We start from the raw sequence: 22,128 nt of genomic DNA, 5'->3' as shown, positions 1-22,128 counted from the left end.
TGCTTACAATGTATATGTGTTCAGTATTTTAGAAATGTTTTCGATTGGTGTAGGACCTAGTTCTTCTCATACTGTTGGTCCTATGCGCGCTGCGAACGCTTTTGTTACTTCTTTGAAGGAAAGTGGAAAGCTTAATAATGTTGCGCGAGTTCATGTTACATTGTACGGTTCTTTGTCTCTTACAGGTTTAGGTCATGGCACGGATCGTGCTTCTGTTGCAGGTTTGGAGGGTAATTTACCTGACGATGTTGATACAGAACACATGATGACTATTCGCGAATATTGTAAGAAAACTGGTACTTTGACTCTTGCTCATAGTCATACTATTGAATTTGATTACGATTCAGACGTGATTTTTGAAAAGTGGAAGCGCATGGTTGCACACCCTAATGGCATGAGGTTTGTGGCTTTTGATTCTCAAGGTAATACTGTTGACGAGCAAGTTTGGTATTCAATTGGAGGTGGTTTTATTCGCAAAGGTAACGCGAATGATGCAATGGTTGGGTTGCATGATCGCGTTTTAGACGATGCGAATAATGTTGATGATTCTAAGTCTGACTCGACAAATAATTCTGTAAATGGCGATTCTTCCGTAAATTCTTCCAATGATTCAACTGTTCCTTATCCTTTCTCGACTTGTAAAGAGCTTATTTCAATTTGCAAAAAAGAACATAAGAATATAAGTGATATTGTTTGGCAAAATGAGCTTGCTTTGCATGAGGGAGATGCGCATTACGTTCGCTCCTATTTGCTACATGTGTGGAAGGTTATGAGCAAGTGTGTGGAAAATGGTTGTAATTCTAAACAGGAGATTCTCCCTGGAGGACTTGATGTTCCTAGGCGTGCTCCCAATATGTATGCTCGTCTTGCTGCTAATTCAGATATGCTTCGTCAGAATCATCGTAGGGCTGATTCAGCTTTAGAAAGCTCCGATTCTGCGTGGGTTAATCTTTTTGCACTTGCTGTGAGTGAGGAGAATGCTGGTGGTGGTCGTATTGTTACGGCTCCTACTAATGGTTCTGCTGGAATTATTCCAGCTGTTTTGCAATATTATTGGCGGTTTGTAGATAGTGCTAGTGAAGATGGAATTGTAAGATTCCTTCTTGCTTCTGGCGCTGTTGGATACCTGTTTAAACGCAATGCTTCGATTTCTGGTGCAGAAGTTGGATGCCAGGGAGAAGTTGGTTCCGCGTGTTCTATGGCTGCTGCTGGATTATGTGAGGTGCTTGGCGGCACTCCTGAACAGGTTGAAAATGCTGCGGAAATTGGTATTGAGCATCATCTTGGTTTGACTTGTGATCCTGTTGGCGGTTTGGTGCAGATTCCTTGCATTGAGCGCAATGCTATGGCTGCTAATACGGCGATTAATGCTGTGAGAATTGCTCTGCTAGGTGATGGTTCGCATATTGTTAGCCTTGATAATGCGATTAAAACAATGAAGGAAACTGGTCAAGATATGATGTCTAAGTACAGGGAAACATCTAAAGGTGGACTCGCCGTAAACGTTGTTGAATGTTAGATTGAATGTTAGATTGAATCCTAAATTAAATTTTGGATTAGATTAGGATTTAACTTTATATTATTGGCATAGGTAGCGGTTGAGTGCTAATCTAAATCACGCTATAAGATTACAGAACTGTTATAATGTTTGAAGTTTTTGGATAATGCTATTAAACATTAGTTGATTTTTGCAAATGTTTTAAGCATTTACATATGGCTGTAAGGGATTGGAAAAGATTATAAAGGAGGGCAATATGGCACAGGATATGCCAGAAGTAGTTGCGGAATTTGGTACTACGCCAACGGTGACGTTCCCAGCGTCTGAGCCGCCAGCGGGGCTTAAGGTTGTTGAGTTAGTAGAAGGTAATGGTCCTTTAGTTCGCGCTGGAGATACTGTGACTGTTAATTATCATGGTGTTGTTTGGGGTGCGGATAAGCCGTTTGATTCTAGCTTTGATCGTCATAGGCCAGCAAGTTTTGGCATTGGCGTTGGTCAGGTGATTCAGGGGTGGGATCGTACTGTTCCAGGTCATAATGTTGGCTCTAGGCTTCTTGTTTCTATTCCGCCTGAGTACGGTTATGGTTCTCGCGGAGTTCCTCAGGCTGGAATTGGTGGTTCAGACACTCTTGTGTTTGTGATCGATATTATTTCTACGCGATGAATATTGCGTGTGATTGATTTTTAATTTGCTGTTTTATTCTTTGTTCTTTATTAAGGAGATTACAAAATGGCTGAAGAAAAAACGATTTTGTTGACTAAGGAAGCTTACGATAAGCTCAAGGAAGAATTGGCTCATCGCGAAGGCGAGTATCGTGATGAAATTACTGAACGTATTGCTGCTGCACGAGCTGAGGGCGATTTGTCTGAAAATGGCGGTTATCAAGCTGCTCGTGAGGAGCAGGGCAAGAATGAGGGTCGTATTAACGAGCTTATTGTTAAGCTTCGTAATGCTAAGATTCTCGAAGCTCCAGAAGCTGGCAGTGTTGGAAATGGTTCTCTTGTAACTTTGGAGCTTGCTGGCCGAGAAATGACTTATGTACTTGGCTCTCGCGATATTGCTGTTGCTACAGATTACGATGTTATTAGTCCAGAATCTCCAATTGGTGCTGCAATAATGGGCGCTAAAGCAGGTGATACTGTTAGCTATTCTGCTCCAAATGGTCGTGAGATTTCTGTAACTATCAAGGATTCTCATCCTCTCGCATAATAAATTCTATGTGACTGGAAAATTTATTCTTTAATCGCTGTGATTTTAAAGCTTTTATAGCTGCTGGTCACAGCGATTTTTTTATTGTTTGTTTTACATATTGAGAGAGTATTTGTAATGTTTTGCGTTTGCTAGAAATTTAGTTCTAGCTCTGCTTAAAACGTTAAATTTTTCTTAAGATAGTAACAACTTTACCCATTATTTTTGCATGTGACCCATCAATAGGTGAATACGCTGGATTGTGTGGCATAAGCCAGACGTGACCATTGTCTTTTCTAAACGTTTTTACAGTAGCCTCATTATCTAGTAGTGCGGCAACTATATCTCCATTTGTCGCTTCATTTTGTTCTCGTACAACAACGTAATCTCCATCGCAGATTGCCGCATCAATCATTGAATCTCCATGCACTTCTAGCATAAACAGATTTCCGCTTCCAGTAAGTCTTTCTGGCAATCTCATAACATCTTCAACGTGTTGCTCTGCTGTTATAGGTGTTCCAGCCGCAATTCTCCCAACAAGTGGTACGTCGTGTGAATGAATCAATGAGTCGTTGTTGTACATGCTCACGTCTACTGCTGATTTTGTAATCAGTGTATGAGCTTTTTCCTTATTTTTCTTTAAGAAATCTCCAATAACCTCAATGGCACGCCCTTTATTGGCGCTTATTCTTATTAGTCCTTTCATCTCTAAGGCTCGCAATTGATGTTTTACGGAAGAAGGACTTCTTAAGCCTACAGCTTCGCCTATTTCCCTAAATGATGGAGGGAATCCATGTTCTTCAAGGCAATTTTGTATGGCATCCATGATTTTGCGCTGACGATCTGTTAGCGGTTCTGTGTTGTGCGCCGCGGAATCACTAATCTCGTTTGTGTTGATATTCATGGTGTCTCCTTTCGATGATTTTATTCTATGACAAACTCGCAAAAAAATCAAACATATGTTCGACACGCCGTTGCATCTTTAGAACAGATGTGTCAAGATTGATACACCTGTTCGATAGAACAAATGTTCATATGGATTTATATTGATTTAAATTTGTGAGAAAGGGTAATTATGCATAAGAGATCAAAAGCAACTGGTGCTTTATATAGTCAGTTTGCGAACAACGGTACTTGCGTAGATAAAACTTGTTTAAAGCGAAATAAGTATAGTAAATCTTTTATTAGATTTATTGTTTTTGTTGCTTTAGTGTGTTTTGCATGGATTATTTTTACTCCAAAGCCAGCAGTTTCTGCAGTGTCAAAATCTTTTGTAACATACACTGTTCGTCCTGGAGATACTTTATGGAGTTATGCAAAAACTATAACAAACAAAGACAGTAATATTTCTGATTCTGTAGATTATCTCATGCAAATTAATAATTTAGATTCAGCAGATTTAGAAGTAGGTCAGTCTATAAAAGTGCCGTTTATATATGATTAATCAATGTAGATAATTTTATTCGATAGTTAAAATATGGAGGTTTATATGGATTGGATTTGCGAATGTGACTCGTATGATGAAGATCATAACAATGTTGTATTTATGGCTTCGTCGATATATGAAACAAGGGTACGAGTAATTGCAGATATGGTTTTATATCCATCAATTCAGGTATTTATTGGTAAAATTTATCAAGAATATGGACAAAAATATGAAAAAATCGATTTATTTATATAACAAATATTAAAGCATATATAACATATTTTAATAATTTTTAGTATGCTAGATGTATGCATTGTCCTTTTTGTAAGAATTCCGATACTAAGGTTATCGATACGCGAATTAGTGAAGATGGATATTCGATTCGTCGCAGACGTGAATGCCAGATGTGTGGCAACCGCTTTACGACAGTTGAAACTACTCAACTGCTTGTTATGAAACGATCTGGTTCAATTGAGCCATTCGACCGAGCAAAGGTGGTTGCTGGTGTAGGAAAAGCTTGTCAGGGTAGACCTATAGACTCTGAAGCTTTAAAGACGTTGGGAATGGAAGTTGAAGCTGATTTGCGTGCTCGCGGATTAGCGCAAGTTACATCTGAAGAAGTTGGAAAAGCAATATTGAAACCATTGCGAGAACTGGATGAGGTAGCTTATCTTCGTTTTGCTAGTGTATATCAGAACTTCGCTGGCTTGAAGGATTTTGAACAAGCCATTGAGGATCTTAAAAAGAGTAAGCAATAACCCTTCTTGTTTGACCCATATATTTCAATAGGTCAAACAATGTACTAGGTTATTCGGGTTTAGTGTTTTTGTGTTTATTTTGAAAAATCAGCATCATCTTGTGTGCGCAAGATGACTAATCGCTGTGTTGGTCTTGTCATAGCAACGTACAGATTTGCTGCTGCTGTAAGCATAGATGCTGCTTCTTGTTCTATTTTAGAAGGTTGCATCAGAATTACGGCATCGTATTCTAATCCTTTAACGTATTCAGGCGTGCAAACGCTAATCTGACTATCGTCTGAATTCTGTTGAAGTATACGATTGTATTCTTTATCGGAAAGATTTTTACGAAGAGTATCTTTAACGATTTTATCAGTATGGTCTAATAGTTCATTAGGAACTATTATCGCTACGCGACCACTTCCATCTTCTGATACGAATTCTTTAAACAAATCAATGCAATATTTTGAAAGTGTTCTATCTAGTTCATCTTGATGCTTAAGTGTATGGGTAACAAGAGAATCAGGAACAGATCGTACAGCATTAACTGTGGAAATGTACAATCCAGAGTTGTTTGCCACTTTTCCTGCAGCATCTGAAACTTCTTTAGGGTTACGATAATTAATGGTCAACTCGTAAAGATCCCAGTTTGCATCTCCAAACAGTGAGCTCATATTCTTTTGCCAATGATGCGTTCCACCTAAAGCGGATGTTTGAGCAACATCACCAACGATTGTAAATGATCTAGAAGGGCAGCGACGGATTAGCATTCGCCAATCCATTGCTGTAAGCTCTTGAGCTTCATCTACAACCACATGACCATAAGTCCACTCTCTATCTGACGCAGCAAGATTGGCTACAATGCTTGTATCGTCACCTTGAATGTTCTCTATGAGCATATCTGCGGTGACGATTCCATTTCCAATGCCATTTTGAGCAAGTGTTTCAGAAGCGTATTGCTGCTCTTCGAGCTTTTTGCGAGCATTTGCAGCATTTTGTGCCTCAACTTTTGGATCTGCACCTAGAAGCTCCATAGCCTCATCAAGAAGCGGTATATCAGAGCGAGTTAGAGGACTACCTTTTGGTCTAGTTAATACACAAATATCGTCTTCACTTAACCAAGGAGCATATATGCGAAGTTGTTCAGGTTTAGAAAACAGCTGGTCAATAAGCCACGTGGCAGTCATAGGGAGCCAAGCAAGATTCAGAGTAATCTTAAGTTTCTCTTCCATACGAAGCTGAGATGTAATATCGGATATTTCAGACTGCGAAGGAGTGTAATCTAACTGTTCTAGGTATCTATTTCTAAGTGAACTTATAACTGACTTTACGAAGGTTTTGCGAGCCTGATTATGAGGTTGGTGTGTTCGTTGAGCATCTGATTGTGCAAGCTCAATATCCTCTTTTTTGAGTTGTACAGCAAACCCGTTTATGCGTAGCGTTGGTAAATCTTTAGGAACACGTATTCTTGCACAAACAGCGTTCTGAATAACGTTTTTCATGCGATACATTCCCTTAAGCTTTGCCGCATGTGGAGTATCTTCTGCAACAGCATGAACATTTGGGATCAAATCAGAAATTGTTCTACTTACAACACCAGTTTCACCCAAAGAAGGCAAAACTTGATCTATGTATCTTAAGAATGCCGAGCTTGGTCCTACAATCAGAACGCCTGATTTTTCAAGCTTTCTACGATGTGTATAAAGAAGATATGCTGCCCTGTGCAATGCTACTGCGGTTTTGCCAGTACCAGGCCCACCTTGTACAACAATAGTATGGTCAAGAGGAGCGCGAATAATGCGGTCTTGTTCAGCTTGAATAGTTGCAACAATATCCGTCATTTTTCCAGTTCTACGAGAACCTAGTGAAGCTAGCAAAGCACCTTCGCCTGTTAGAGTTCCCTGCTTAGAAGCCTTGTTTACCTCGTCTGCATGAATATCAAGAATCTCGTCTTCAACTCCAACAACCTCGCGGAATTTAAGAGTTATATGCCTACGCATAACGATGTTTCCATGGTGACGTGGCGTTGCCTCATAGAATGGTCGCGCAGCTTCTGCTCGCCAATCTGTAAGAATAGGATCGTGATTTTCACTGAGTAGACCAATCCTACCTATGTAGTGTCTTGTTCCTTCGCGATCATCAAGTCTTCCAAACACAAGTCTGTCTTCTACGGCTCTAAGTTGAGTTAACCGATCCTCATACATTGTTGCAAATGAATCACGTTCGGTGCGCTGAGTAGGCGACCCGTGTGATCCTGCAGCTCGTACAGCGTCAAGTCTTGTACGAACCGTAGAACGCAAGTCATCCAAGCGTCCGTAAGCGCAATCAACTGCTTGTTGTTCTTCGCTAAGTTGTGAGGAGTACGTAGACATTTGTGTCCGTTCTTCTTAAATGTTGAGCTAAAAACTAGGCGTTTAAGTATATCTCGAGGCTTATACACGGTATTTTCTAAGAAAGTTTTTGCGACGAATGCATAAAGTGGCACTTTTATGAAAAAAAAATATTATTTTTTTATAAAAAGTGGGGATTTTTGGTGAGGAATGGGGTAAAATGGTGAACGATGTGCAAGTGGCATATTGCATGTTGAAAAGGAGGTGGAGTTATGGCTCGTAATAATGCGGATGATAATGCGCAGAATAAAGCCAATTCCTCCTTTATGCATGCTCAAAATCTCTCTGACAGTGATTCACAAAATATTGCTCAAGCTAATGCTCAGGAAATGCATATGCCAATGCAAAATCCTCAAGCGTACGCTCAGCCTTATTATGTGATGCCACAGATGTATCAGCCACAGCAGATTCCGCCAATGCAGCAGATTCCTTTTGCGCAACCCATTAACCAGGCTCCATATTCGGCTTTTAATTCCACTCCTTTACCGAATAATGAAGATTCTCGTGGTAATGGCATAAGCAATCAGAATCAGCAACAGAATCAAACCCCAATTCTTCTTGGTACATATGCTCCAAAAATTGATGGAAAAGGTCGTGTAGCTTTACCAGCGAAATTTAGATCTCAATTAGGGAATGGTTTTGTTATGGCGCGTGGTCAGGAACGTTGCGTATACGTACTGCCAATGCAAGAGTTTCAACGTATTACAACGCAGATTCAGCGCACATCTATGAGCAATAAGTCTGCAAGAGACTATTTGCGAGTGTTTCTTTCTGGCGCTGTAGATCAAGAACCAGATAAGCAGGGACGCATAGTAGTTCCACCAATGTTAAGAGATTACGCAAATCTTGGAGACGAGATTGTTGTAATTGGTGTTGGCACTCGCGCAGAAATATGGAATAAGTCTGCTTGGAACGAATACCTTGCAGATCGTGAGCAAGATTATGCAGATATTGCAGATGATGTTCTTCCGGCGGTGATCCAATGAAAGGTGATCCGATGAAGGACTTATCTACAATACACGCACCAGTATTGCTCGACGATTGTGTAAATCTAGTATCTCCAGCGTTAAACCACAAGAATTCTGTTGTTGTGGATTGCACGCTGGGTCTTGCTGGTCATGCAACAGCTTTTCTTAAATCGGCTCCTCTTGCAACGCTTGTAGGCATAGACAGAGATGGCGAAGCTCTTGAGCTAGCTATAAAAAGAATGCGTGAAGAAGGATTAGACGAACGTTTTATTCCAGTACATGCAGCATTTGATGAAGTCGACAAAGTTCTTGAAGATTTAGCAATCTACCATATTGATGCAGCATTTATGGATTTGGGACTTTCTAGCTTGCAAATAGACGAAGAAGATAGAGGATTCTCATATTCTCACAACACTGCATTAGATATGAGAATGGACACTACACAAAGCATAACAGCTGCGACTATTCTCGCGACTTATGATTCGCATAAGCTTGCGAATATTTTCCGAGAATATGGTCAAGAGCGTTTTTCTGGTCCAATAGCTCGCAAAATTGTTCAAGTTCGTGAAGAGACTCCGATTACCACATCTGGTCAGCTGGTTGAATTAGTTGATAACGTCATTCCTCGTTCTCATCGTGCTCCAGGAAACCCAGCTAAGAGAGTTTTCCAAGCTCTTCGCATTGAGGTTAATGGAGAATTAGACAAACTTGCTAGGACATTACCAAAGTTGGCTCTGCGTTTAAATCAAGGTGGCAGGATTGTTGTTGAATCTTATCATTCGCTGGAAGATATTGCGGTTAAAAGATTCATGAACAATGGCTTAGAAGTAGATGTTCCAGCGAATATGCCTATTGTTCCAGCAGATGCACAGCCTTTCTTTAGGTCGCTAACTAGAGGAGCTGTGAAAGCATCTAAGGAAGAAATAGCAAATAATACTAGGTCTTCGTCTGTTCGCTTGCGTGCAGTGGAACTGATTCGAGATATTCCAGAACGTTGGATTAAGGAATTTGAATCTATTTCTAAAGGTATTGAAGAATCATCTAATTCTTCGACTATACGATTTGCACATAAAAAAGGGGGTAGGTTCTAATGATTAAGCCATTAAAAAACCGTGCTCCTGGATTGTCTACTGTTACTGCAACAGCAGCTCCTGCAGGTCGTGTAAAAGAAAAAGTTGTTGGAGATTCAAGGAAAAATCGTGTTCTAAAATCCCTTCCATTGGTATTTAGTGCATCAGACCGCAGATCTTACACAGTAATGAACCGCTTGCATAAGGTTATAGAGTGGAGCAATACTCGTAAAGCGCCTCTTTTTAATGTGATTATTGTTGTTTTGTTCTTAGTAATCACTCCTACAACATCTCTATTGTTGCGCACAAAAATGGCAGAAATATCTTTTGAACAAGCTGCTACACAATCGAGTATTTCTAGGCTTCGTCAAGATGTAGAAACAGCTCAAACAAAATTAGATACTTTAGAGGCTGATCTTCCAGCAAAAGCGCAAACGATGGGAATGGTTCCGCAGCAAGGTGCAATAACCGTTGATTTAAGCGATTATGCAAATAAAAAGAAAGCTGAAAAAGCAATGCTTGATGCTAAGAAAGCTCAAACACAGGCTAATCTCAAGAATCAAAAGTCGCAGCCCAAACAGCAGGCGCATGATTCACAACAATCTAAACAACAATCTAAACAGCAAAAACCAAAGGATAAGGAGAAACATTGATGAGCCGCCAAATCAAGCAACGTTTCGCCAAATATTCAGGCAAAGTTAATGGAGTTGTTAATTCTATTAAAGACAAAGTTAATAGAACAAGCAATTCCAGTGGATTTTCAAAAACCAGTAAGTCTCTAAAAGATGGTATTAGTCGCGTTTTTAGCTTACTGAAGCTGATTAAAAGAAAATCGCAATTTACAAGGTTTAAAAAGGCCAGCACATACAATGCGAATTCTTATGAGGCTTACGGATCCTATAATCGGTCTGCTGCTAATAAGACTGCTGCGATGAATAGCACAGTTTTTGCAAAGAAGTGCGTAATTGTTGCAATTATTTTTGCGTTTGTTGCAACATGTGCAATAGTAAAACTTAGTTTTATACAGCTTATTAATGCTCGTTCTACTGCTCAGGCGGCTCAAGCAGAACGTATTAGGACAAAACCAATTCTTGCTAGAAGAGGTCGTATTTTAGATACAAACGGTTCAGTTCTTGCTCAAAGTGTTGAAAGATACAATATAATTGCTGATCCTATGAATGCGCAGGCGTTTAAACCTACTCCTTGCACAAAACAAACTGCTGGTAATTGTCATTCGATTAATGGTAAGGATGTTGAAGGTACTGGTGCCGTGGCGGTGGCACGTCTTTTAGCTCCAATTCTTCATATGAGCTCTGTTGAAATCGGCGGAAAGATTTCTGGATTGGGTCGTTACGCAGTTATCAAGAGGAATGTGAAGCCTTCTGTTAAGCGTGCAATTGACAAACTCAACCTTTCTGGTTGTGTTTATGCAGAAAACAGTAGTGAACGAGTGTATTCAAGTGGTCCTATTTTGGGTGCCCTAATTGGTTCTGTCAAAGATGCCGAAGAAAGCTCTAGACCAGAGGCAAAGGGTAGAAGAGGCGAAATAGGTGAATCTGGATTAGAGCTTTCGCAAGATAAAGTTTTAACTGGTACAGATGGATATCAAAAGTATCAGGGAAACAATGTTGGAAATGAGAAAATTCCTGGCACTGTTAGCGAATATAAAGATGCTGTAAATGGTAATGACATAAAGTTAACCATTGACAGCGATGTAGATTGGTACGTTAAAAAAGTTCTTCTTGACGGAATGAAGCAGTACAAAGCTGGATGGGGAATTGCTGTTGTTCAGGATATTCGCACTGGTGAGATTCTTGCGTTAGAAGATACTGACGATATTAAAGCTGGTTCTTCAGCTGCTAGAGCATCTGTTTCTAAAGCGGTTAGCCAGATCTTTGAGCCAGGTTCTATAGGCAAAGTGTTTGCCATGGCTGGAATGGTTCAATCTGGTGCGCGTCAACTCAGCGACAAATTCTCAGTTCCAGGGACAATAGACAAACAAGGTCAGGTTTTCCATGATTCTCACAGTCATGGTATTGAACGTTTAACATTAGCTGGAATTTTAAAGGAATCTTCTAATGTTGGCATGATTTTAGCTGGCGAAAAATATCCTAATAACAAGCGTTATGAGTTTTTGTCTAAGTTTGGAATTGGGCAATATACTGGTTTAGGTTTACAAGGTGAATCTCCTGGTCTTCTTCCAAGCGTACAAGCATGGGATGGTCGTAAGCAAAACACTGTTTTGTTTGGTCAGGGTTATGCCACTAACGCTTTGCAAATTACTAATGCTATTGCGACTATTGCGAACAAGGGTGTAAGGCTCCAACAGTCAATAATCAAATCTGTAATAGATCCTCATGGACGTGTTTCAGAGCACAAGAGACCTCAGGCAACTCGCGTTTTGGATGAACATGTAGCATCGCAAATGTTGAATGCTATGGAAAGCACAGCGGAATCTTACAAGAACTTTATATCAATTAATGGATACCGTGTTGCTGCTAAGAGTGGTACTGCAGAAGTAGCGGGATTCGGTGGAGGATTAAGTTCTATCGTTGCAGATTGTGCTGGAGTCATTCCTGTGGATAATCCACGATTTGCTATTACAGTGGCATTAAGTAATCCTCAGGGAACTTTCGGCGTTGTTGCAGCAGCACCTCTTTTGAAAGCAATTGGAGAATTCTTGATGCAAAAGTATGATGTTCCAGTTTCTACTCCTCGTAGCAACCCTATTGCTGTAGAATGGTGATATACAACAAATAAGGGCGAGTGCGAGTATGAATGCTGTTGATGAATTTTCCAGAACCAGAGTGACGCTTGGTTTTGCTGCTGAACAGTATGGTTTTGAGGTAATTCCTTCCTTTGCATCTGGTGTGACTATTACATCATTAGCTTGTGATGTTAGAAGTGTTAAACCAGGTTGTCTTTTTGTTCCTTCATCTCGAGTAGATAAGAGACAATTAGAGGCTGCTAGAGATGCTGGAGCGTATGCTGCAATGGTTCCTCCAGAGTTTAGATCTGAAGCAATGAGTGTAGGCATTCCTCTGCTGGTATCTTCTAATAATCCAATAACTCTCGGTAAGCTAGCTTGTGATGTTAATTGCGATCCGTCATCTTTTATAGCAACTTTTGCAGTTGCAGGAGATAGTGATGATGAGATTTACGCAAATGTTATACGTTTGGCTGATTTTCTTCATATGCTCGGCAATCCAGTTGGTATTATTAGTGCAGCTGGGTCTAGCTCTCTTCAAAGAGAGTTAGATTTAGAGTATCCTATGGGAATAATTGATATACAGCATAACTTGTCTGTGTGTGTAGAAGATGGCGCTGCAGCTGTTGTAATAGCATTAAATTCTGCAACTCTTAGTAAAGATGCATTGCAGTCTGTTAACGTTGATGTCCTTGGAGTTGAAAGCAATAATGCTTTAGCAATGGCTGGAAGCCTTGACTTATATGCAAGCGACTCTTCTTATTCTGATCCTTACTCTAATACTTCAAAATTTGATAGTCATGCAAATCATGCAAGTCATGCAGATGATAATGCAGATAATCATTCATATAATAAAAAGAAGTATGATTCTGATACTACATTAAATCAGAATTCAAAATCGCAGCAAAAAGTCGAATCACTTAATTCCGATAGTGAATCTCATAGTGAATCCGATAGCGTATCTGATATTTCTTCTTATAGAACTTCTGCTAATAAATCTGATAAACATTACGAAAATAGTTTTATCAAAAATCAAAATGATGATTCCGCTATAGATGAAGAAAGTATGAAGTCCGCGCGACCAGTAATAAGTTTTTATACTCTTCAACAACGTTATGGGTTTGTAAGTCATGAAAGATCTTATTGCGTTATGCGTTCCCGTGAATCAGATGAGTTAGCTGCTTTAGCAGATCAGATTGGTGGCAAGGATGTTCACAAACATCTTTCTCTTTCAATAGCGATGGTTCTTGCAGCTGGAGTTAGAAGAGGAACTATTAAAAGCGCGTTACGAGTGTCTCATGAATTAAAGTAGTGTTAATTAAAGTAGTGTTCAGAAACGTGTTGATGATTAATAGATTTGTTGCAAAGCAAATGAAACCAATGTTGGGAAAATAACGAGGTTATGATGCAAAATAAGACTTTGGGCAATAATACAACGACCAATAATATGCGTATGATGCCTATGAGTGTTAGAGAAGTAGCTGCTGCGGTTAATGGCAGACTTTTTATAGGTGGTTGTTTAGTAAAAGAAAACCATAGTATTACTTCTGAGAAATTTTGCATAACAGATAATGATGTTGTTATTTCAGATAATGATGTTGTTATTTATGCAACAAGTGATTCTCGTAAAGTTGTGGATTCTTCCATATTTGTAGCAATACCAGGCGATCGTGTTGATGGTCATGATTTTGTTCAAAAAGCTGCAGAACTTGGTGCAAAAATTGCAATAGTGGAGCATTTTGTAAAGTTAGATGAGTCTAATAATAGTAAAATTGCTCAAATAGTTGTTGAAAATTCGGTTGAAGCTCTTGGACTTTTAGCAAAACACAATCTTGAGCGTCGCCGCGCGTTAAATACACCATTTAGTATTATCGGCATAACTGGTTCAGTAGGAAAAACCACTACAAAAGATATGCTCAAGGCTCTTCTTTCAACGCTCGGTAACACTGTTGCACCAATTGGATCTTTTAATAATGAAATTGGTTTGCCGTTAACATCTTTGCAAGTAAATGAAAACACGAGATTCCTTATTGCAGAAATGGGAGCAAATCATGTTGGCGAAATCGCAAAACTAACCACAATAGCTCCTCCTGATTTAGCTGTTGTATTGAAGGTGGGTGTTGCGCATTTAGGTGAGTTTGGTTCTGTAGAAAGAATTGCTCAGGCAAAAAGTGAGATTGTTAGAGGTCTTGTTGCACACGGAATAGCAATTTTAAATGCTGATGATTTTCGAGTATCTGCAATGCGTTCTTTAGCTGATCAAGATAAATTGCGTTGGTTTGGTAAAAACACCAATACGGAAGGTGATTTTGACGCATCTAACAATGGCAATTACCAATTGTCTGCAAGTGATATTTCATTAGATGAAATGGGTTGTGCAGAATTTGTTCTTAATGAGAAGAATGAGGATAAGTTTAAAAACTCAGTTAGAGTCCATCTTGCTATACAGGGACAGCATAATGTTATGAATGCAATGGCTGCTTCTAATGTGGCAAGATATTTTGGAATGAATCTTGAGAGTATTGCTAAAGTTTTGCATGAAGTTTCGCATATTAGTCCGCATAGAATGCAGCTTTCTAAAATTTCTAACAATAATAATGTTTTTACGCTTATTGACGATTCATTCAATGCAAACCCTGATTCCATGAAGGCTGGAATTGATGGATTGTGTTCTTATGAAAATCATGACTTACATAATTTAAACGTTAATGCTGAAGAAGATCTAACAAGTAAAAAGAATAATATTTTTAGAATAGCAGTTCTTGGATCTATGTTAGAGCTTGGTTCTAATGAGAATAATATGCATGAATCAATAGGCGAATATGTTGCAAAGCATAATATTGATGCGCTAATAGCTGTTGGTTCTAAGTTTGATAAAAAATTAGATGAACTAGCTGGTTGCATTTATAAAGGTGCTAAAGATAATTGGCAGAATAAGAGCCTTGATGTTGAAAATGGCGTATATTTTGTTCATGATTGCACTGAGGCGGATAACGTTGTGTGGAACCTTGTGGCCGCGCATTCGAGTAGTGTTGTGTTATTGAAGGGGTCTCATGCTTCAGGCTTGAGCGTGTTAGCTGAACGCTGGTCTAAACTTAATGAGAGTCTTAATGAACATACGGAGGTTAACCTGTGATTGCGCTTATCGTGGGAATTGTGGTATCGCTGATTGTTACTATTGTCGGTACGCCGCTTTTAATCCGCTTAGTACACCGTTTAAATTACGGTCAGTACATTCGTCAGGACGGTCCACAATCTCATTTAGTTAAACGTGGAACTCCTACAATGGGAGGTGTTGTTATAAACCTTGCTGTTGTAGTTGGTTGGGCTGCTTCTGCTCTTTACAGATACTTCTCTGTTGGGCGTACTCCATCTTGGTCTGCGGTTCTTGTGCTTTTTGCAATGCTTTCTATGGGTTTCCTTGGGTTCATTGATGACTTTGCAAAAGTTCGTAAAAAACAGAATCTTGGTCTTTCGGTTCGTGCAAAGCTGGTTGGTCAAATTATTTTTGCAAGCATTTACGCACTTTTGGCTCTAATGCTACCAACTCAGTCTGGTATTGCTAGTGCTCAGGCTGGTATGAGCTTTATTGAAAAACCATTCCTTGATTTTTCAATGTTTGGGCAAGTCGTAGGAATTGTGGTTTTTATTATTTGGGTTAACTTCTTGATGGCGGCTTGGTCTAATGCTGTAAATCTTACAGATGGTTTAGATGGTTTAGCTTCTGGCTCTTCAATGATTGCTTTTGCTGGTTACGCTATGATTGCGTTCTGGGAAAGTTACCACGTTAAAGGTGGCGGTCATTTTGGTTTCTCGTACGCAGTATCTGACCCTCTTGATTTGACTATTATTGCTGTTTGTGCAGCTGTTGCCTGCTTTGGATTCTTATGGTACAACTCAAATCCTGCTCAGGTATTTATGGGAGATACGGGATCATTGGCATTAGGCGGTCTTTTTGCTGCTCTTTCTATAGCTACTCATACCGAGTTCCTAGCTGTTATTTTGGGCGGACTATTTGTTATAGAAGCATGTAGTGATGTAATTCAGGTTGGATGTTTTAAGCTTACGCATAAGCGAGTGTTTAAAATGGCTCCTATACACCATCATTTTGAGCTTGTTGGCTGGGCAGAAGGTAAAGTCGTTGTCCGTTTTTGGATGATTGAGCTTATGTTTGTACTTTCTGCATTGATGATGTTTTATGCGGATTGGGCTGGTCATTCTGGGTTACTGATTTAACGATTAGTTCTGACTTAACGATTAGCATTGACTTAGTAATTGAGTATCTACTTGGTAATTGGTGAGGGTTAAATAATATGAGCAGCGTTGCAGAAGATTGCTTGCTTAGGGAATTGTCGTTCCACAAGAAGTTCCCATTCAATAATGTTCTTGTGGCGGGTCTTGGTGTTTCTGGCATTGGTGCTGTAGAAGTGCTTAAATCTGTTGGTGCTACAGCGATTACTGCAGATGAGCGTAAGGAAGAGGCTCAGGTACACGATTTTTCCAAGATTGATTGGGATAATATAGATGCTGTTGTAACATCTCCTGTTTTTAATCCTCGTACACCTTTTATTCTAGAAGCGCAGAAGCGTAATATTCCAGTTATTAGTGAAGTGGAGCTTGCTTGGCTTGTTCGTGTAAACTCAGATAAAACCAATAATCCTGCACCTTGGGTTGGAATCACTGGTACGAATGGAAAAACTTCCACTACAGAGATGACTTCCGAAATGCTAACTGCTTGTGGTTTTGATGCTCCTGCAGTAGGAAATATTGGAAAATCGGTTTCTCACGCTGCTATGGAATCAGAACATGATGTTTTGTGTGTAGAATTAAGCTCTTTCCAGCTTCATTTTACTAATTCGATGAGATTAGATTGTGCAGCTATTACTAATATTGCTGCGGATCATTTAGATTGGCACGGTGGGATTGAAGCTTACGCAAAAGACAAGTCTAAAGTTTTTAATGGGGTTAAAAAGGCTCTTGTTTATAATGCTCAGGATCCTAGAGTAAGTGAACTTGCAAGTAACGCTCAAGTAGAAGATGGTTGTAAGAAAATTGGTTTTACACTTGAACCTCCAGAATCTGGAGAAATAGGTGTTGAAAATGGTTGGATTGTAGATAAGAGTGGTGTTGCTGGCGGAAAAGTTGGAGATCCAGTTAAATTAGTGGAGCTAAGGGATCTTAAGCATTTATGCGAACCAGACGGAAGCGTATATCCTCATCTTCTTGCAGATGCTTTGACTGCTTTAGCTCTTACATTAGGGTTGAATCCAGATGTTGAAAATGCTGTAAAAGCTTTGTGTAACTTTGCTCCAGGAGGTCACAGGATTCAAACTGTTGCAACTTTAAATGCTAACGATGATCTTCCTGAACACTCGATTCGTTTTGTAGATGATTCAAAGGCTACTAACGCTCACGCTGCAGCAGCATCTATTTCTAGTTTTGGTAAAAAATCTGTAATTTGGATCGCTGGGGGGCTTGCAAAAGGCGGTTGTTTTGAAGATCTAGTTAAAGATAATAGAAGTATTATAAAGGCTGCTGTTGTGATTGGTGTAGATCAAAAACCGATTATAGAAGCTCTTAATGCTAATGGAAAAGATATTCCAGTAACTATTGTTTCTCCAGATGGAACAGGTTGTGAATCTTTTGATTATGCGGATGATTCTGTTCTTAAAAAAGTGGAAAACGATAAGACTATTAGCCCAGATCCTTCTCTAGGTCAAAAAGTTATTTCTACAGCAGTTGATGCTGCCGGACGCTATGCAAAACAAGGAGATGTTGTGTTGCTGGCTCCAGCGTGTGCATCAATGGATCAGTTTGTGTCTTATGCGGATCGCGGATCTCGTTTTGCTAAAGAATCTGAGCGATGGGTTAATAGTCATGAACGTGAATAGCAAAAAATCTAATCCTAACAATGCTAATAAAAAGCCTTTGCGATTGTTTTCTTCTAGTAAAAAACAGCGTTCTACTAAATCGTCAAGAGCGTATGAAACTTTTAATGAAAACAGTCATGCTTTTAAACAATACGTTGGTATTCGTAGCATATTTAATCCATTATGGTGTTTGTATGGTTTAAGAATATCTGTTGCAATGCTTTCTGTTTTCGGCTTATTTATGGTTTTTTCAAGTTCCTCAGTGACTATGATTACTTATGGAGCAGGTCCTTGGGGTTCTGGAATAAGTCAATTGATTTATTGCATTATTGGATTTATTGGTTATTTGATTGTTTCTCGTCTTCCAGTCGATTTCTATAAAAGTAAGATTATTATTATTTACGCAATATCTGTTTTTATGCAATTTTTGACTTTTGTGCCAGGAATTAGACATGAGGTTAATGGTAATGCTAGCTGGATTAAAATAGGTCCTTTTACAATGCAGCCCGCAGAAATAACCAAGTTAGCTATATGTATTTGGCTTCCTATGGCTCTTGTACTGGCTAAAAAAGCTTATGAGCGTGTTCAAATGCGCGCATACATTCCGTCTGTAGTGGCTCTCGGAGTTTCATTGCTTCTTGTTGTTGCTGGTAAAGATCTTGGTACTGCGTTGATTATTCTTCTTATAGCCGTAGTCGCATTTTATATAGGAGGATTCCCTACAAAGTGGCTCGTTATCGCTCTTATATCTGCATCTGCAGCTGTTTTATTGTTGGTTGTTACTAGTCAAAATCGTATGAGGCGTATTCTTGCGACTATCCATGGTTGTGATGCTAAGTCTATAAAAGGCGTGTGCTTCCAAGCTATTCATGCGCAATATGCTATGGCTTCTGGTGGTCTTATGGGTGTTGGCATAGGTAATTCTCGAGAAAAATGGAATTATTTACCTTATGCTCATAATGATTTTATTTTTGCGATTATCGGCGAAGAAATGGGATTTTTTGTAGCGTCTTGTGTGATTCTTCTTTATATTGTTATTGGATGGTGTTTGTTAACTTCCGCATTGCAATCTCATAGTAAGTTTGTTTCGATATCTCTTATAAGTATTGCTACATGGATTGTAGGTCAGGGTTTAATAAACATATTGGTTGTGGTTCAAGTTCTTCCTGTTATGGGTGTTCCTATGCCGTTTATTTCTGCTGGTGGTTCGTCTTTAGTTATGTGCTTGTTGAGTATTGGTGTTGCGGACTGTTTTATTAGAAGTAACCCTTATATTAAGCCTAGTGTTAATAGCAGTATTAAGTCAGTTTCTAGTGAGGATGACAATAAACGTTAAAGTCTGGTTATTGTCTAATTGTTTAGTCTTAGATTAAAGTTTTAGATTAGGTTAGAAATTATTATAATTAGTGGTTTTAGATTGATTTAAATTTATTTTAGATTCACTCTAGCTCGAATGTAGGTGGTTTATATGGAAGATGTGAACTCTGATTCCTCTGTCGATAATGTCGATGAAGATTCTTTGCATGTTGTTTTAGCAGGGGGCGGAACAGCAGGTCATGTTAATCCTCTTCTTTCTGTAGCTAGCGCGTTAAAAGATTTAGATGAATCTGTAAAAATTAGTGTTATTGGAACTAATGTTGGATTAGAAAAGACTCTTGTTCCACAAACTGGTTTATCGCTTGATGTCATTGAGAAAGTTCCTTTTCCTAGAAAACCTAATTTATACATGTTTAAGTTTCCTTTTAAATGGGTTCGTGAAAAGAATAAGGTTCGTGAAATACTGAAAAAAAGACGCGCTGATGTTGTTGTTGGTTTTGGTGGTTATGCTTCTGCTCCTGTTTATTCGCAAGCTCACAGCATGAGATTGCCTATTGTTATTCATGAGCAGAATGCTCGTGCTGGAATGGCAAATAAACTTGGTGCGCGTTGGGCTAACATGATTGGTTGTGTTTATGATGGCACTGGTTTATGCTCAAAATTAGGTTCGTGCACAAAAGCGTTACGAGTCGGTTTGCCTCTTAGAAAAGCGATATCTGATTTATGCGCACAAATTACACAAGATTCTGATTTAGCTAGGATAGAAGGTGCTAAAAAGCTTGGATTAGATCCAAGTAGACCTATTGTACTTGTTACAGGTGGGTCTTTAGGTGCTAAAAGTTTGAACGATTCTGTTTCTATTGCTGCTGGCGATTTGCTTAAGTGTGCTCAAATAGTTCATCTTACGGGTTCTGGAAAGTCTAAAGAAGTTAAAGATAATGTTGCGCGAGTGGCTGGTCTTAATCAAATAAACGACGTTAAGCCAGAGCATGCAGGTTTAGGTGATTATCATATTTGTGAATATTTGGAGAGGATCGACTGGGCTTTTGCTTGTGCAGACTTGGTGATTTGTAGGTCTGGCGCTGGTACTGTTGCAGAAATATCTGCTATTGGTCTTCCTGCAATTTACGTTCCGCTGCCGATTGGTAATGGTGAGCAGCGTTTTAACGCACAGCCTGTTGTGGATGCAGGAGGAGCGATTATGGTTAGCGATTCTGATTTTACTGTTGATTGGATTCGTGACAATGTGTTGAAATTGCTTGACAATACAAATCGTCTTGAACAAATGCGTGAAAAATCTTGGAAATATGGCATTCGTGATGCTGCGAGTGTAATGGCAAAATATATTCTTGATATTGCAAAAGAAAGCAGAAGATAATTATGGATATTAATATGAATCCTATGCGCTCAGCATTTGAAGCAGACCAGACTATATCTTCGTTAGGCTCTGTTCACTTTATTGGAATAGGCGGAGCTGGAATGAGCGTTTTGGCAGAAATGCTACACGAAGAAGGGGTGGAAGTAAGTGGATGTGATTGTCAAGAAAATGACCACACAAGACGCTTAGAAGAACTTGGAATAAATGTAAAAATAGGTCAAAGTGCAAGTCATATAAAAAATTCCGATATTCTTGTGTATTCTAGCGCGATTAAGCCGAGTAATCCTGAAATTATTGCTGCTTATCAAAATGGTGTGAAACTTGTACACAGAAGCGACATCTTATCCTTGCTTTTAAGTGCTAAAAGGGGAGTAACTGTTGCTGGAGCGCATGGCAAAACTACAACAAGCTCACTTTTAGCACATATTTTGCGAGTTTGTGGTAAAGGTGATCTAGCAGACCCGAGTTATGCGATTGGTGGATCTATTCAAGCACAAGATGGTGGTGAAATAGACGGAGGGCATGCTGGCAGCGGAATCGTTATGGTTGCAGAGGCGGATGAATCCGACGGCAGCTTTGAAAAATATAATCCGTATATTGCAATTGTTACAAATGTTGAAGCGGATCATTTGGATCATTATGGAAATGCGCAAAATTATCGCTCGGCTTTTGTTGAACATTTAAGCCATGCTCTTGGGCATATTGTGATTTGTGCAGATGATGATGGCGCTCGTGCCGTTTTAGATGCTTTAAGCGATGATTCTCTTAAAAAAACAATCGTTTACACAAGTAATAAAGATAATGTTTCTTTGCTGAATGATCGAGTGAAAAGTTTTGTAAAATTTGCCTTTATTGAGCATGAAAGTGAAAAAACGGGTAGCGGAAGTGAATCGTTTGTTATTGAATTTAATGGCGATTTTATAGATGTTAATCTTATAATTCCAGGATTGCATAATGCTAGGAACGCATGTGCTGCTATTATTGCTGCGATGCTTTTAGGCATGAGCCCTAAAGATGCGGCAGATGGTGCTTCTAGTTTCCGTGGGGCTTCTAGGCGATTCGATATTCGTGGGTGTGTTAATGGAGTAACGGTTGTAGACGATTACGCGCATCATCCTACGGAAATAGATGCTCTTTTGCGCGCTGCAAGAAGAAGATATCCGAATGCTAGTATTCGTGTTCTTTTCCAGCCGCATCTGTTTTCTAGAACTCGCTCTTTTGCGCATGAATTTGCATCTGCATTATCTCTTGCAGATGACGTGATCGTCACTGGAATTTTCCCAGCTAGAGAAAAACAGGAAGATTTCCCAGATATTCACGCGTCAACTATTGTTGATGTAGCTAGGAAAGATGATATTACGTCTAATATCGAGGCAGTGGAAGATATGCGTGAAGGTGCTCTAAAATTGGCTAGTCGAGCAAAAAATGGCGATGTTCTGTTTACTGTTGGAGCAGGAAGTATCACAGCTATGACATCTGTTATGCTTGAAGCATTGAGTTACAAAAGTTTGTGAGTTTATAAGAGTTTATAAAATTTTAAAGCAGATAAAAGTCGTAAGCTGATTTAAGAGGTAGTGT

19 protein-coding genes are annotated in these 22,128 nt (G+C 39.3%); 17 read left to right on the top strand and 2 right to left on the bottom strand.

All coding sequences use genetic code 11. From position 1 onward, the window contains the following. The first annotated feature begins 34 nt into the window (after positions 1–34). The 3 genes from HXT55_RS05880 (at position 35) to HXT55_RS05870 (ending at position 2,708) form a co-directional block, all read left to right on the top strand. Positions 35–1,519: an L-serine ammonia-lyase gene (locus tag HXT55_RS05880; RefSeq protein WP_004112260.1), complete on the top strand. Its 1,485-nt coding sequence runs from the start codon at positions 35–37 to the stop codon at positions 1,517–1,519. 235 nt (positions 1,520–1,754) lie between these two features. Then, the gene (locus HXT55_RS05875; RefSeq protein ID WP_004112263.1) at positions 1,755–2,162 is read left to right on the top strand and encodes an FKBP-type peptidyl-prolyl cis-trans isomerase; all 408 of its coding nucleotides are present in this window, start codon (positions 1,755–1,757) and stop codon (positions 2,160–2,162) included. 66 nt (positions 2,163–2,228) lie between these two features. Then, positions 2,229–2,708 carry a GreA/GreB family elongation factor gene (locus HXT55_RS05870; RefSeq protein WP_004112265.1) on the top strand — a complete coding sequence of 160 codons (480 nt, stop codon included), beginning with the start codon at positions 2,229–2,231 and terminating at the stop codon, positions 2,706–2,708. A gap of 163 nt (positions 2,709–2,871) precedes the next feature. Here HXT55_RS05870 and lexA read toward each other — a convergent pair whose 3' ends face one another. Then, complete coding sequence (lexA, locus tag HXT55_RS05865; RefSeq protein ID WP_004574960.1) at positions 2,872–3,591, bottom strand: transcriptional repressor LexA; 720 nt, start codon at positions 3,589–3,591, stop codon at positions 2,872–2,874. A 171-nt stretch (positions 3,592–3,762) separates the two neighbouring features. Here lexA and HXT55_RS05860 point away from each other — a divergent pair, with 171 nt between their 5' ends. Genes HXT55_RS05860 through nrdR form a run of 3 tightly spaced genes read left to right on the top strand, consistent with a single transcriptional unit; the run spans position 3,763 to position 4,871 of the window. Beyond that, entirely contained in the window at positions 3,763–4,131 is a 369-nt protein-coding gene (locus tag HXT55_RS05860) for a LysM peptidoglycan-binding domain-containing protein (protein WP_004112269.1), read from the top strand. Between the two features lie 45 nt (positions 4,132–4,176). After that, positions 4,177–4,368 (top strand): hypothetical protein, encoded by a 192-nt coding sequence (locus HXT55_RS05855; protein ID WP_004112270.1) that lies wholly within the window; start codon positions 4,177–4,179, stop codon positions 4,366–4,368. Positions 4,369–4,421: 53 nt separating this feature from the next. Continuing rightward, entirely contained in the window at positions 4,422–4,871 is a 450-nt protein-coding gene (gene nrdR / locus HXT55_RS05850) for a transcriptional regulator NrdR (protein ID WP_004116911.1), read from the top strand. Positions 4,872–4,945: 74 nt separating this feature from the next. On the opposite strand, the gene HXT55_RS05845 is transcribed toward nrdR, so the two are convergent. Next, positions 4,946–7,222: a HelD family protein gene (locus HXT55_RS05845; protein WP_004112275.1), complete on the bottom strand. Its 2,277-nt coding sequence runs from the start codon at positions 7,220–7,222 to the stop codon at positions 4,946–4,948. 230 nt (positions 7,223–7,452) lie between these two features. On the opposite strand from HXT55_RS05845, the gene mraZ reads away from it, so the two are divergent. The 11 genes from mraZ to murC all read left to right on the top strand — a co-directional run bounded on the left by mraZ (position 7,453) and on the right by murC (position 22,064). Then, positions 7,453–8,226, top strand: a complete 774-nt coding sequence (gene mraZ / locus HXT55_RS05840; RefSeq protein ID WP_004115702.1) for a division/cell wall cluster transcriptional repressor MraZ — start codon at positions 7,453–7,455, stop codon at positions 8,224–8,226. Between the two features lie 11 nt (positions 8,227–8,237). Then, positions 8,238–9,299, top strand: coding sequence for a 16S rRNA (cytosine(1402)-N(4))-methyltransferase RsmH (gene rsmH, locus HXT55_RS05835; protein ID WP_004116906.1), 1,062 nt, complete (start codon positions 8,238–8,240; stop codon positions 9,297–9,299). Continuing rightward, positions 9,299–9,931 (top strand): hypothetical protein, encoded by a 633-nt coding sequence (locus HXT55_RS05830; protein ID WP_004116905.1) that lies wholly within the window; start codon positions 9,299–9,301, stop codon positions 9,929–9,931. The genes rsmH and HXT55_RS05830 overlap by 1 nt, the downstream gene beginning before the upstream one ends. Beyond that, positions 9,931–12,024 carry a peptidoglycan D,D-transpeptidase FtsI family protein gene (locus HXT55_RS05825; protein WP_004112286.1) on the top strand — a complete coding sequence of 698 codons (2,094 nt, stop codon included), beginning with the start codon at positions 9,931–9,933 and terminating at the stop codon, positions 12,022–12,024. The genes HXT55_RS05830 and HXT55_RS05825 overlap by 1 nt, the downstream gene beginning before the upstream one ends. 28 nt (positions 12,025–12,052) lie before the next feature. Continuing rightward, positions 12,053–13,297 carry a hypothetical protein gene (locus tag HXT55_RS05820; RefSeq protein WP_004112287.1) on the top strand — a complete coding sequence of 415 codons (1,245 nt, stop codon included), beginning with the start codon at positions 12,053–12,055 and terminating at the stop codon, positions 13,295–13,297. Positions 13,298–13,390: 93 nt separating this feature from the next. Next, positions 13,391–15,121, top strand: a complete 1,731-nt coding sequence (locus tag HXT55_RS05815) for a UDP-N-acetylmuramoyl-tripeptide--D-alanyl-D-alanine ligase (RefSeq protein ID WP_004122305.1) — start codon at positions 13,391–13,393, stop codon at positions 15,119–15,121. Then, entirely contained in the window at positions 15,118–16,221 is a 1,104-nt protein-coding gene (gene mraY / locus HXT55_RS05810) for a phospho-N-acetylmuramoyl-pentapeptide-transferase (protein WP_004116897.1), read from the top strand. Before HXT55_RS05815 ends, mraY begins: the two co-directional genes overlap by 4 nt. 77 nt (positions 16,222–16,298) lie before the next feature. After that, positions 16,299–17,876: a UDP-N-acetylmuramoyl-L-alanine--D-glutamate ligase gene (murD, locus tag HXT55_RS05805; protein ID WP_004112290.1), complete on the top strand. Its 1,578-nt coding sequence runs from the start codon at positions 16,299–16,301 to the stop codon at positions 17,874–17,876. Beyond that, positions 17,863–19,191 (top strand): FtsW/RodA/SpoVE family cell cycle protein, encoded by a 1,329-nt coding sequence (locus tag HXT55_RS05800; protein WP_004112291.1) that lies wholly within the window; start codon positions 17,863–17,865, stop codon positions 19,189–19,191. The genes murD and HXT55_RS05800 overlap by 14 nt, the downstream gene beginning before the upstream one ends. A 132-nt stretch (positions 19,192–19,323) precedes the next feature. Beyond that, complete coding sequence (locus tag HXT55_RS05795; protein WP_004112292.1) at positions 19,324–20,550, top strand: UDP-N-acetylglucosamine--N-acetylmuramyl-(pentapeptide) pyrophosphoryl-undecaprenol N-acetylglucosamine transferase; 1,227 nt, start codon at positions 19,324–19,326, stop codon at positions 20,548–20,550. Between the two features lie 2 nt (positions 20,551–20,552). Beyond that, entirely contained in the window at positions 20,553–22,064 is a 1,512-nt protein-coding gene (gene murC / locus HXT55_RS05790) for a UDP-N-acetylmuramate--L-alanine ligase (protein ID WP_004112295.1), read from the top strand. Positions 22,065–22,128 lie beyond the last annotated feature (64 nt).

Origin of the sequence: Gardnerella sp. KA00718, from assembly GCF_049244285.1 — a bacterium.
Classification (GTDB): domain Bacteria; phylum Actinomycetota; class Actinomycetes; order Actinomycetales; family Bifidobacteriaceae; genus Bifidobacterium; species Bifidobacterium vaginale.
The sequence above is the reverse complement of the archived record's forward strand: the minus strand, read 5'-3'. Positions and strand labels throughout refer to the sequence as shown.